The sequence below is a fragment of the Desulfuromonas sp. AOP6 genome (assembly GCF_009731355.2).
In the GTDB taxonomy this organism is placed as follows: domain Bacteria; phylum Desulfobacterota; class Desulfuromonadia; order Desulfuromonadales; family SZUA-540; genus SZUA-540.
The window spans coordinates 1548904-1561544 of sequence record NZ_AP022810.1 but is presented as its reverse complement, the minus strand read 5'-3'; the positions used below and the strand labels follow the sequence as shown (position 1 = coordinate 1561544).

General features: G+C 53.0%; 11 protein-coding genes. 1 reads left to right on the top strand and 10 read right to left on the bottom strand.

The window, feature by feature from the left end; translation table 11 throughout:
* Positions 1-152 precede the first annotated feature (152 nt).
* Complete coding sequence (locus tag AOP6_RS07300; RefSeq protein ID WP_155876097.1) at positions 153-1838, top strand: Na/Pi cotransporter family protein; 1686 nt, start codon at positions 153-155, stop codon at positions 1836-1838.
* A gap of 245 nt (positions 1839-2083) precedes the next feature.
* On the opposite strand, the gene AOP6_RS07295 is transcribed toward AOP6_RS07300, so the two are convergent.
* The 10 genes from AOP6_RS07295 to AOP6_RS07250 all read right to left on the bottom strand — a co-directional run bounded on the left by AOP6_RS07295 (position 2084) and on the right by AOP6_RS07250 (position 12540).
* A complete protein-coding gene (locus AOP6_RS07295; RefSeq protein ID WP_155876096.1) occupies positions 2084-2977 on the bottom strand; it encodes an SPFH domain-containing protein in 894 nt (297 codons plus the stop codon).
* Between the two features lie 127 nt (positions 2978-3104).
* On the bottom strand, positions 3105-3593 hold the full coding sequence (locus AOP6_RS07290) for an NfeD family protein (RefSeq protein ID WP_155876095.1): 489 nt from the start codon (positions 3591-3593) through the stop codon (positions 3105-3107).
* Between the two features lie 104 nt (positions 3594-3697).
* A complete protein-coding gene (mutM, locus tag AOP6_RS07285) occupies positions 3698-4519 on the bottom strand; it encodes a bifunctional DNA-formamidopyrimidine glycosylase/DNA-(apurinic or apyrimidinic site) lyase (RefSeq protein ID WP_155876094.1) in 822 nt (273 codons plus the stop codon).
* A gap of 1 nt (position 4520) precedes the next feature.
* Entirely contained in the window at positions 4521-5882 is a 1362-nt protein-coding gene (locus AOP6_RS07280; RefSeq protein WP_155877675.1) for a sodium-dependent transporter, read from the bottom strand.
* A gap of 21 nt (positions 5883-5903) precedes the next feature.
* Positions 5904-6416: a YchJ family metal-binding protein gene (locus tag AOP6_RS07275; protein ID WP_155876093.1), complete on the bottom strand. Its 513-nt coding sequence runs from the start codon at positions 6414-6416 to the stop codon at positions 5904-5906.
* A 38-nt stretch (positions 6417-6454) separates the two neighbouring features.
* Complete coding sequence (locus AOP6_RS07270; RefSeq protein ID WP_155876092.1) at positions 6455-7312, bottom strand: ABC transporter permease; 858 nt, start codon at positions 7310-7312, stop codon at positions 6455-6457.
* Positions 7313-7372: 60 nt separating this feature from the next.
* Positions 7373-8350, bottom strand: a complete 978-nt coding sequence (locus tag AOP6_RS07265) for an ABC transporter permease (RefSeq protein ID WP_155876091.1) — start codon at positions 8348-8350, stop codon at positions 7373-7375.
* A 49-nt stretch (positions 8351-8399) separates the two neighbouring features.
* Positions 8400-10016 (bottom strand): peptide-binding protein, encoded by a 1617-nt coding sequence (locus AOP6_RS07260; protein WP_155876090.1) that lies wholly within the window; start codon positions 10014-10016, stop codon positions 8400-8402.
* Positions 10017-10033: 17 nt separating this feature from the next.
* On the bottom strand, positions 10034-10834 hold the full coding sequence (locus AOP6_RS07255; RefSeq protein ID WP_155876089.1) for a DUF4292 domain-containing protein: 801 nt from the start codon (positions 10832-10834) through the stop codon (positions 10034-10036).
* A gap of 5 nt (positions 10835-10839) precedes the next feature.
* The gene (locus AOP6_RS07250; RefSeq protein WP_213194816.1) at positions 10840-12540 is read right to left on the bottom strand and encodes a tetratricopeptide repeat protein; all 1701 of its coding nucleotides are present in this window, start codon (positions 12538-12540) and stop codon (positions 10840-10842) included.
* Positions 12541-12641 lie beyond the last annotated feature (101 nt).

Genomic DNA, 12641 nt, shown 5'->3' with positions numbered 1-12641 from the left:
ATAAAGCCCCGGAGATCACTCCGGGGCTTTTTCATGCTGTCAACCTTAACAAAAGCACATGACATCGGCCTTGACAGCACCAGTTTTTCCAGTTAAAAGGCATGGCGTAAACTCGTTGAGATATAGCCAAAAACCACTGAGAGACCGATTCTATGCTTGATCCTTTCAAAATGGCCTATACCGTACTGGGAGGCCTCGGCATTTTCATCCTTGGGATGAAATACCTTTCGGACAGTCTGCAGATGCTTTCTGGCGGACTGATACGCAAAGCAATTTCCTCACTGACCTCCAACCGCATCCTGGCGGTGATCGTCGGCCTATCCATCACAGCCTTTGTGCAGTCCTCCTCCATCACCACCGTCATGGTCGTCGGCTTGACTAATGCCGGGCTCATGCAGTTGGGCCAGGCGATAGGCGTCATTCTCGGCGCCAATATCGGGACGACCATCACCGGCTGGATCCTGGCCGTCAAAGTCGGCAAATACGGTCTCCTGCTGGTCGCTCTCGGCATCTTTCCGATGCTTTTTTCCAAAAACGAACGCATCTCCGCCATCGCCAAGGTTCTGGTCGCCCTCGGTCTGATCTTCTTCGGCCTGGAGATCATGAGCGACGCCTTCAAGCCCTTGCGCAGTCATGATGGTTTCATGAATCTCATGCTCATCCTCGACGCCCAGTCGCTATTGAGTCTGCTTGGGTGCGTCGCGATTGGCTGCGCGTTGACCATGGTCGTGCAGAGTAGTTCGGCCATGCTGGGCATCACCATAGCCTTGGCCTCAACGGGAGCGATTCCCATTCACACGGCCATCGCCCTGGTCATGGGGGAAAATATCGGCACGACCATCACCGCCCAATTAGCCGCCATCGGCAGCACCGTCACGGCCAGGCGAGCGGCCCTGGCGCATAGCACCTTCAATGTCCTCGGGGTTTTCATCATTTTGGCGATTTTTTCTCCCTTTGTCGGCCTGGTCGAGATGATTACGCCAGGTGCCGCCGATTTCGTCAACGCAGAAGGGAGTCGGCCCTATGCGGCGGCCCATATCGCCCTGGCTCACTCCATGTTCAACGTAACCGCCACCCTGGTGATGTTGCCCTTTCTTAAACAGCTGGAGAACCTTGTCACCCGAATCATCCCTGAAACAGGTGGGGGTGAAAAAGGTCCCTTCAAATACATTGGCGCACCAGGCAGCATGCCGGTCGCCATGGGTGCCTCCATGGTGCTGCAGGAACTGACCCGGATGCATGGTCGCGTCCACAAAGCCCTGCGTCATGTCGGAAGCCTTCTCCATCGCGACCTAAAAGGCAGGGACCGCTTTTATCAGAAAGTGAAGGAAATCGAACAGCAAACTGACGTTATGCAGCATGAGATTACCACCTTCACCGTCACGCTCATGCAGGCCGGCAAAGCAAGCAAGGAGCAGTCAGACACGGCCTACGGTTATGTGAGAGCTGCCGACGAACTCGAATCGATTGCCGACTATACTGCCTCAATCTGCTCCTATATGAAGAGGCTGGAGAAACATGAACTGGACTTCAGCGATGACGCCTGGAAAGATCTCATCCGCTTTCATCATGAGGTTCTGGCTTTCTTCAATCATGTCAGCGAAGCCCTGAAGGAGGAGGGTGTCACCGACACGGCCAGTATTCGCCAAGAGGCCAGTCGGCTCAATGACCTGGCCGACGAAATTCGCAACGCCCACCTTGCCCGCACCAGAGCCGGTGCCTGCGGAGCTTTGCCAGGACTGACTTTCAGCGACATGGCTGTGGCTCTGCGCCGCATTAAAAATCACACCGTCAACCTGCACGAAGCACTCTGCTTCGAAACCACACCCGACGCCTGATACAGAAAAGCGGAAGACCCCCAAATAAGGGGTCTTCCGCTTTTTTATACATTACACTTCCACCACTTAGCCGACCTACATCTCTGGCATGACGCCATTTAGACCCGGCGCCATAAAATCCCACCTGGAGTCACGTCAACAGTTCTTCGCTTTTATCAAGATGCCTGGACTCGGCAAAACACTCCACAGAGGCAAAGAGAGTTGTTTGAGACAAAGAACTCAACCTGCCCGTTGAAGGCATCACCTTACTTCATGCCTTTAAGTCCAAACATTCCCTGCAGGGCCGCCGGCAGATCGGCTGGCAGAACCACCGTTTTGGCGTTGGCGGAAACACCCAGTTCCTGTAGAGCAGCGATATATTTTTCACCCAGAAGATACAACGCCGGCAGCTGTTCGCTGCCAATACCCTGCTGTACCAGCGCCAGAGCATCTTTGGTGGCATTAGCCAGCACGATGCGCGCTTCGGCCTGACGACGAGATGCTTCAAGGTCCCCTTCCGCTGCCAGTATCGAGGCTTGTTTTTTGCCTTCAGCGGTCAGAATGGCAGCCTGCTTTTCGCCTTCAGCCTCGGTTATGGCAGCGCGGCGGATCCTCTCGGCCGCAGCTTGCCGTTCCATGGAGGCCTGCATGGTTGATGACGGTTTGATGTCCTGGATCTCGATACTCTTGACAGTCAGGCCCCAATCTTCCAGGTCCGTCGAAATAGCCTGAATAAGCCTGACTTTAATTTGTTCACGGGAACTCAGGGCGTCATCCAGATCCATCTGACCGATTATGGCGCGCAGATTAGTCATGACCAGATTGCGAGTGGCATGTTCGTAATGATCGATGCCGAAAATAGCTTTATGCGGTGTATGAATGTTGATAAAAGCAATCGCGTTGGTGATGATTACCGCGTTATCCCGCGTGATGACTTCCTGGCTGGGGATATCCAGGGAGATATCCTTGCGCGTGACCTTGGCTGCAATGGTGTCGATGTAAGGGATGATGATGTTCAGCCCAGGCTTCAGGGTCGTTTGATATTTGCCGAGCCGCATAATGACAAATTCATACCCCTGTGGGACGATCTTGACACCGGCAGAGATGGTGATGACGATGAGTAATAGAATGGCACCAATGATGATAAGAGCGATATCCATGATTTTCCCTTCAAGTGAAATAGCAGAACGTAACGCCGGGAACAACCGGCTGTGGGCATCAACCCAATGAAACGAAAAGTGTAGCTGTCACATCAAAACCGAGGCATGTAAAGCAGGGGGCTATTTTTCAGTGGATTTTCTCGACTTTGAGAATTTTGCCATCACCAGCAAGACTTCCTTCTTCCCCCGAACCAGTCAGTACGGCAACAACCCGGAGACGGTCACCCGTGTTGATTGGTTCGTCGGCAGTATACTCCCAGGATTCATAGCCGAGGACGGGTACCGAAAAAACCACCCGACCGGATTCACCGGGGGCAACGGCCCTGGTGGCGGCAATACCGGTTTGACCGACGGCGAGGCTATCGTCCATTGCAGCAGAAAAGGCTCTCTTGCGGGGGCGAAAATAACGGAACCATAAAATAGTAAAACAGATGCTGAACGCGGAAAAGACCAGCAACTGCCATTCAAGAGCCAGGCCAGGGAAAATCATGACCAGAAGGCCGGTCAGGAGTGCCCCCAAGCCAAACCAGAAGATGGTAAAGGATGGAACCACCAGTTCAAGGAGCACCAGGATGATCCCTATGAGAATCCAATGCCACCAGAGAAGATTTACCATTATCCCTCCAACCAATAAAATCGGTTATGTATCAAATACTGACAACGCCGGCATGATTCCACAAAGCTTCCGGTTAATCCACCATATTCGTAAAGGTCTAGTCCTTAGTGCTGACAGGAAGGACAGAAATAACTGGAGCGGCCAGCCTGAACGGTTTTAACAATAGGGCTCCCGCAGCGAGGGCATTTTTGTGTGTCACGGCCATAGACAGCGAAAACAGCGGGAAAATATCCCGGTTTCTCTCCTGCCGTCGACTCGTAAAAACTGTCGAGAGTGCGCTGACCGGCCTTGATCGCTTTGATCAGCACCCCTTTCAAGGCGTTGGAGAGTTGATCACATTGTGCAGGGGTTAATTCACCAGCGGCTCTCAGCGGCGATATTCCCGCCCCAAAAAGGGCTTCATTCGCATAGATATTGCCAATACCTGCCACAATTTTCTGGTCCATGAGGACGTTCTTTACCGGAGCAATACGCCCCTTGAAGCAATCACGGAGAAAAGGACCATCCACTACGGCATCCAAAGGCTCCGGACCAAGGCCAGCCAATAGAGGGTGGAGTAAGGGATCGCCCTCGACCCACAAAAAGGCTCCAAAGCGGCGCACATCGTTGTAACGAAGGCAGGTGTCTCCCTCGAACACAAGATCGATGTGGTCGTGACGACCGGGCAGATTGTCTGGTGAAACCAGGCGGAAGAATCCGCTCATCCCCAAGTGAACGAGCAGAGTGCCAGCGCTCATCCGCAGCAGCAGAAATTTGGCCCGTCGCTCCACTTTGTGCACCACCAGACCCGGCAGGGTGTGCACAAGGTGAGGATCAACAGGCCAGCGCAAGGCAGCATTACGTAAGATGAAACGATATAATCGCCGACCCTCAATGGCCTCACGGATCCCTTGTCGTGTTATTTCAACCTCGGGAAGTTCGGGCATATTAAGGGGTGAACCAACCCATCTGGTTCAATAAAACGACGGCGACCGCCGCGGGTGCCACGTACTTTACTAAAAAATGCCACAAAGGATAGAGCCAGGGGCGGATTTTCCCGCCGCTTAATTCATCTTGTAAACGTTCACCTTTCCAGAACCAGCCAGCGTATACCGCGACGGAAAAACCACCCAGAGGCAGCAGGTAGGAAGAAACCAGCGCATTGGCGAAGTCAAAAAAAGTCTGGCCGAAAAACGGCGTAACGTCAGCCAATAAGTTAAAAGAAAGCGCCGAGGGCAGTCCGATGACGAAGGCGGCAAGCCCCAGCACCATGGTGGCCAGTCCCCGTCGCCAGCCTTTCTCGTCGACCAGATAAGAAACGGAAACCTCCAGCATGGAGATGGACGACGACATGGCTGCGAAGGAAAGAAGCAGAAAGAAAAGGACAGCGAGGACGGAACCAAAAGGCATGGCGGAAAAAACGATGGGAATGGTCTGAAACACCAGGCCAGGCCCGCTGCCTGGTTCCAGACCGGCGGCAAAAACAACGGGAAAGATCGCGAGTCCGGCCAGCAGGGCCACCATGATATCGAGCAAAGTGATGCGTACCGAAAGGGACAGCAGGTCAGCTTGGCGATCCAGGTAGGAACCGTAGGTAATCATGGTGCCCGCCCCCAAGGAAAGGGTGAAAAACGCATGCCCCAGGGCATCGAGCAGAGCCGCCGGTGTGAGCTTGGAGAAATCGGGTCGAAACATGAATTCGAGACCTGCTTTTGCCCCCGGAGAAAGCATGCCGCGAAAGAAAAGAAGGAGCAGCAGCAGGAAAAGCAGCGGCATGAGAATTTTACTCCAGCGTTCGATACCACCCCGAACGCCGCCGAGGACAATACCGGCGGTGGCAACAAGAAAACTTCCCTGCCAGAAGACAACCTGGCCGGGAGAGGAAACGAGTTGGGCGAAAACAGCATTAATCTCTTCGGCACTGCGGGCCTGAAAAGCGCCGGAAGCAGCCTGCACGACATAATCGAAGCTCCAGCCCGCCACGACGGCATAAAAAGACAGCAGCAGAAAGGAGGAAGATACTCCCAGCCAGCCGATGAAACGCCAACGGGTAGGCTTGCCCTCAAGCACAGCAAAACATCCGACAGCGTCCCTCTGCCCATGGCGGCCGATATGGAGTTCGGCCATCATAATGGGCAGACCGACAAGCAGAATGCAGAGCAGATAGACCAGCACAAAGGCGCCGCCGCCGTTCTGTCCGGTAATGTAGGGAAATTTCCAGATATTGCCAAGGCCTATGGCGCTGCCGGCAGCTGCCAGAATGAATCCAAGGCGGCTGGCCCACTGCGTCCGTGCGGAGGAGCCATTCATCACTGTTTCTGTGTCTCCAGCTTAGAAATAAACTTTGTCTTTAACCTTCTCAAAATCAGCCTTGGCAAGGTCCGCCACGGCCCCATCATAATCCGCCCTATCCATTTTCTGGCTGGAATGGTATCGCCACTCACCCTCTTCACGATAGAAGAGAGAGAGCTCGAAGCTTTCACTACGGGTTCCGCGATAAACGGTCTCGAGGTAAAAGATGACATGGGCCTCTGATTCAATGATTTCCTCACGGATAACCATGCACTGCCTGATGGAGAAATCAGAGGATAGATTCGCTTTCCCGTAATGGATATAGGCATCGCGCTCGGGAAACTGCTGTCGAAAATGAGAGTCACCGTGGTAGGTATCGTAAATCAGACCGAAGTTGCCCTCTCCAAAGGCGTGCGCTCTGGCACGAACCAAACCGGCGGGCGAAATTCCACGGAGATCCTTCACGGTTTGACTTTGCAGCAAACAACACTTTTTGTATTTTTTCCCGCTGCCGCAAGGGCAGAGATCGTTGCGATTGATTTTGGCACACATAAAGAAACCTTGAAACAATGGTGACGGCTGACCCTGCCCTATTCTTTCAGGCGTGGGTCGAGAGCATCCCGGATGCCCTCACCCAAAAGGTTATACCCAAGGACCGTAATAAGAATGGCCAGACCGGGAAAAGCGGACAGCCACCAGGCAGTGCCCAGGGTCTGCTTACCGGCAATCAGCATATTTCCCCAGGATGGTGTGGGAGGCTGCACCCCTATCCCCAGAAAGGACAGGGCACTTTCCGTCAGAATGGCGCCGGCAACCCCCAAGGTCGCCGACACCAGAACCGGTGACAGGGCATTGGGCAGAATATGGCGGAAAATGATCCGCAGATCGGAAGCACCAAGAGCCAAAGCCGCCAACACGAAATCCCTCTCGCGAAGAGAGAGGAACTCGGCCCGCACCAGACGGGCGACGCCCATCCATCCCGTCAGCCCGATGATGATCATGATGTTCCAGATGGAGGGTTCCAGAAAAGCGATGACGGCAAGGATAAGAAAAAAAGTGGGGAAGCAGAGCATGATATCGACAAAGCGCATGATGACGGCATCGATCCATCCCCCATAGTACCCGGCCAAGGCCCCAAGAAAGATTCCAATCACCGTGGCAATGCCAATAGCCACAACCCCGACCAGTAGAGAAATCCGGGCGCCATAGAGAATGCGTGTCATGACGTCTCGTCCGAGATCATCCGTTCCCAAGGGATAGGCCAGACCAGGAGACTGCAGTCGATGGGGGATGTCGATGGCGCCAGGATCACCGCCGATCACGGGAGCGAGAAGAGCGAGAAGAAACATCCCCAGCACAATGGCCAAGCCGGCCAGAGCCATACGGTTCCGGCGGAACCGCGGCCAGAAAACATCGAGAAAGAAAGACTGTTTTTTACCTCTAACCATAAATATCGCCAGTTTTAAATGATAGTGACATGCAGGCGGCTCTGATTCAGCCCCTATCCGTCAGGATGATTTGCGGATCCGCGGATCCGCCAGAGCATAGCTCAGGTCGGCGATGAGGTTGCCTGCCAGAGTCAAGATGGCGCCCATGACCAGAATGCCCATGATCAGTGGATAATCACGCATCATGACGCCGTCATAAAAAAGTTTGCCCATGCCGGGTATGGCAAAAATTGTTTCGAATATAACACTGCCACCAATGAGACCGGGCACCGACAGCCCCAAGATGGTGATAACAGGGAGAAGGGCATTGCGCAGGGCATGCTTGTAAATAACCGCCCTTTCGGCCAGTCCCTTGGCCCTCGCCGTCAGAATGTAGTCCTGGCGCACGACCTCGAGCATATTGGATCGCATATAACGGGAAAAACCGGCGAGACCGCCAAAGGCCGACACGAATACCGGTAAAATGAGGTGATGTACCCGGTCCCACAGCTGGTCGGCCCAGCCCAGATATTCGTGCCCGAGTGATTTGATACCGGCAATCGGGAATAATCCCAGCTGCACACCAAGGTAATCCATCAGCAACAGAGCAAGCCAGAAGGAAGGTGTGGCAAAGCCGACAAATACGAAAATGGTGGTCAACCGGTCGAACAGAGAATTGCGTTTGGTGGCCGCCAGGATGCCAATAGGGACCGAAACAGCAAGGATGAGAAGAATTGACAAAATATTGATAAGAATCGTAATAGGCAGCCTCTCCAGAATCTTATCAAGGACCGGCCGGCGATCCTGCGAAAAGGAGTTGCCGAAATCAAACTGGGCCAGCCTTCCCAACCATTTGCCATATTGAACCAGCAAAGGTTTATCGAGATCATACTGGGCGCGCAGGCGCTCTTTCAGTTCGACGCTCGCTTCTGGGTTCAGGTCGGTCTGCATGTCGGTGGGTTCACCGGGAGCCAGGTGAATAACAACAAAAGAGATAAGAGTGATTCCCAGCAGCAGCGGGATCATCATAAGCAGTCGTTTAAGGAGATACTGAAACAAGATCGGTCCTTTCCTGGAACCTTGTTCTTACCCCGCTGCGGACAAGGGGTCAGCGAGTGTATTTGTGTTTGCCTTCGGGAACATACCACTCGATAAAATTATGCATGATGCCCGCGGGGGCGGCCTCAATCCCTTGGAAACGCTCGGCCACAACAGGCAATGCATCAGGAACATAAAGAAAGGTGTAAGGCTGCTCTTCGGCGAGGATTTCCTGGAAACGGTCATAAAGCTTCTTGCGCTCATCCTGCGAAAGGGTTCGTCGTCCCTTCTCCAGCAGTTCATCAACTTCAGTGTTGCGGAATTGAATGAAGTTGAGTTCTCCAGGTCGCGTTTTACTGCTATGCCACACATTGTAAGAATCAGGATCGGGGGGAATGGTCCACCCCAGGATAGTGGCATCAAAGTTGCCGGGGTTGATAAATTCTTTCAGGAAAGAAGCCCACTCGATAACCCGCAAGCGCACATCGATGCCCACTTCGCGCAGACGTCTCTGTATAATTTCACCACTTTTGATGCGTTGGTCATTGCCCTGATTGGTGACAATGATAAAGGAAAAAGGTTTCCCGTCCTTATCCAGGATCCCGTCCCCGTCATGGTCCTGCCAACCGGCTGCCGCCAACAGAGACCGCGACTTTTCAGGATTGTAGGCATAGGTTTTTACATTAGGGTTGTAGGCCCACGAACCGGGCTTGTAGGGGCCTGTCGCCACCTGCCCAAGCCCGAGCAAAACGCCATCAATCAGTTCATTCTTGTCAATAGCATACGAGATGGCCTGCCGCACTCTTTTATCCTGAAAAAGGGGTTTTCGCAGGTTGTATCCCAGATAGGTATAGCCCGAGGAGGGGTAGCGGTATTTATTGAAGCGGCGCCTGAAAGCAGGAGTATCAGCCTGTGTCTCGAATTGAATGGGATTGAGCCCCATGTAATCAAGGCCTCCGGAAAGAAGCTCCAGAAACATGGTCGACTGATCTGGAATGACCCGGTAAAGGACCCTTTTGATATAAGGTTTCCCCTCAAAGTAACTCGCATTGGCCTCCAGAACAATTTTTTCGCCGGGGCTCCACTCTTTGAACACATAAGGGCCGGTACCCACAGGCGCTCGGGACAAGGGACTCTGGGTGACATCCTCACCTTCCAACAAGTGTTTGGGCATGATGGAGACCCCCCAACTGATAAGAGCAGTCGCCAGGGGTTCCTCGTAAGATACTCGAAACGTCAAGGGGTCAGGAACTTCAGCCCTATTCACCAGTCGGTATTGTTCAGCATAGGCGGTGGGAGTTTTGGGATCCACGTATAGCTGGTATGTGAACAGCACATCGGCTGAGGTAAAAGGGGTGCCATCATGCCAGCGCACATCAGGGCGCAGTTTAAAGGTAATGGTCCTGTTATCGTCGGAAATTTCCCAGGATTCTGCCAGTTCGCCCTCGATGTTAAAGCTTTTGTCGTAACGCACCAAGCCGTTGTAGATCAGACCATTAATGTCGGAAGAGGAAGAATCGGAAGCCAGAACAGGCAGCAAGTTGCTGGCGTCGCCAATGGATCCCATGATGATCGTATCCCCATAGGACGGTTCGTTAGAGAACTCATCATCAGGAGAAGGCAGATCCTGGGGATCACAGCCTGACAAAAGAAAGATCAACACGAAGAAAAGGCAGCAGCGGTTCATTGAAGAACTCCAGGAAATCAGGGCAAGGGCTTTATGGTGACACCCGCAGGCGCAGTCATATCAAAGCGCTCGTGAGCCATTGGAATATTGACATCAACCTCGGAAAACGTCACCTGGGATTGGATCTGTCCTGCGGGAATCTCGAAACCTATTTTATGGGGGAAAGCCGGTGAGCCCGAGGCGAAATCGCTATAGACAACAGAAAGAAGCTTCTCTGCCCCCCGAAAATAAGCCGATGACAGCAGACGCAGATCAGAGCTAAAAACAGCCACCTGACGATACTGATTTTCCCCATAAAGAATGAGACGGTAATTGCCTTCAGACGTGTAGGAAACCTCGGTATGCAGAAAATTCATCAGGGGAACCTGGTAAAGGAATAGGTTGACCAGGTCCTCAACTTCGAAGGGAAGACGTATAAATTTACCCAGATTTTCAGAAGTGGGCTTACCTTCGTAGAATTCACCCGAGTGAGGGAGATAGACGGACAGTCGATCTTTATTGCTCACCAGGATCATGTAGGTCTGCCCAAAAGGTCCCATTACTTCGGTGCGCAGGTTGGACGGTCTTTCCAGAAGCACAACCTGGTTAACTCTGATCGAACGATCCTGAGTGGAAATATGCACCTTTGCCAGGCCTCTCAGAGACTGAAAATTGCCGCCAGAATCCTGCAGTTGGGCCAGAAGACTCTTTTCGATATCCGCAGGCATGGGCGGAGGAACAAAAATCACCCTGGGCGCACAACTCGCCAGAAGAGTCAGAAAAAGGAGAAAAACGGTCAGGCGCATGAAAATGCTGCCAGCCTTTTCCACAGAGATCATCGATGTCACTGCTGAAGACCCCGTAATTTCTCCAGGACTTCTGACGCATCGGGATCAATGCGAAGAACTCCTTCATAGGCCTGCCGAGCTTTTCCAATGTCCCCCACAGCGGCATACGCCTCGGCCAGATGCTGAAGAACAACGGGGTCCTGGGGCAGAAGAGCAGCTGCTTTTTCCAGCGCTGTCACAGCCTCGCCAAAACGTCCCATTCTGAAATAAACCCAACCTAGCGTATCGAGGATATGCCCTTCTTCCTTGATGGACAGGGCTCTTTGCACCATAGTCAGGGCTTCGTCGAGGTTCTCGCCGGTTTCCGCATAGTGATACGCGATAAAATTGAGCGCTTCGGCATGGTCACTGTCAACCTCCAAAGCCAGTCGCATGGCCCCAAGGGCCATTTGCCGCTGCCCGGCTTTCTCATACACAAGTCCCCTCTGATAATGAAGGCTGGAGCTTTCAGGAAAAAGAGTCAGCCCCGACTGCAAGGTTGAAAGTGCTTCGTCGTAGCGCTTTTCGCCCTCATAAAGCGAAGCTAAAAAAGCATAGGCGTCTGCACGGCCGCTCCCCCGGGAAAAAACGTCTTCCAGAACTGCGATGGCTTTTTCTGTCTGCCCCAGACGAAAATGAAGATAACTCATGTGATAGCGGGCGTCGGCATGGAGTTCCGATTCTGCCGGAATCAGGGAAAAGACTTCGAGAGCCAAAGGCCAATCCTCCAGTCGCTCAAGGGCCGACCCCAGATAAAACCGCGCTTGTTCCAGGTAGGGATTGTTTTTCAGCAGCGAGCGGAAGACAGCGACTGCTTCAGCAAACCGTTCCTGTTCCAGATAGATCAGGCCTATCTTCTGCCAGGCTTCCGCCTCGCCAGGATTCAGGGTCACAATTCGCCGCAGTTCAGACAGCGCGTCATCGAGCCGGTTATCCAGAATATAAAGACGGGCAAGACGATTGAGCAGAGCAAAACTGTCTGGAACCTCTGCCATTCCCTGTCTATAGAGTTGAAGAGCCTTTGCACGCTCCGCCTTTTCCTCATAAAGGCTGCCGAGTTCCACATAGGCGGTTTCGAGATCAGGTCTGTTCCGTATCAACTCCCGATAGGTCTCCACCGCAGGAACGGTCAAGCCGATTTCTCGGTAAATTCGAGCCTTGGTGAGTTGTGCCGCATAAAAATCAGGCTTGTCTTCTATCGCCTGGGTAAGAAGATCAATAGCCTTTTCAGTGTCACCGAGACGGGCATGTGAAACAGCCAATTCCAATAGGGCATTTTCTTCCTCGGGATCGAGGGCAACCACCCGCTCCAGATATTCAACAGCCTGACGGTTGTTCCCTTTGGCGAAATGCAGACTGCCGAGGAAAAGCAGGGCGTCGATGTATTCAGGATCGAGAATAACAGCGTCTTCGGCGGCCCTGAGCGCTCCTTCGTCATCACTCTGGTGTATGGCCAGCTGCGCCTGAGCATATTTCAGGAAGGAAGAATCAGGATCGGCCTCCAGCGCAGAACGAAGCATCTCCTGTGCCCTTTTCATATCCCTGTCACCGACAGCCAGTCGGTAGAGACTGAAGTAATGAAGGGCCTTAGTCTTATTGTCCGTGATCTGGGAGACGTAAGGTGCCTCCTGAAACCCGTCGTGGTGGATGGCAGGTGTCGAAACACAGCCAGCCAGCCAAAATGGCAGGGACAAAACAAGATATATGCGAAGATTCATAGGAACTCCAGCCATGGGGATGCGACACCCTAAAACTGCCAAAACCACTGAAAATACGAGGCAAAACGATATCATACTCACTTTTTGGCGTCAATTTTTTT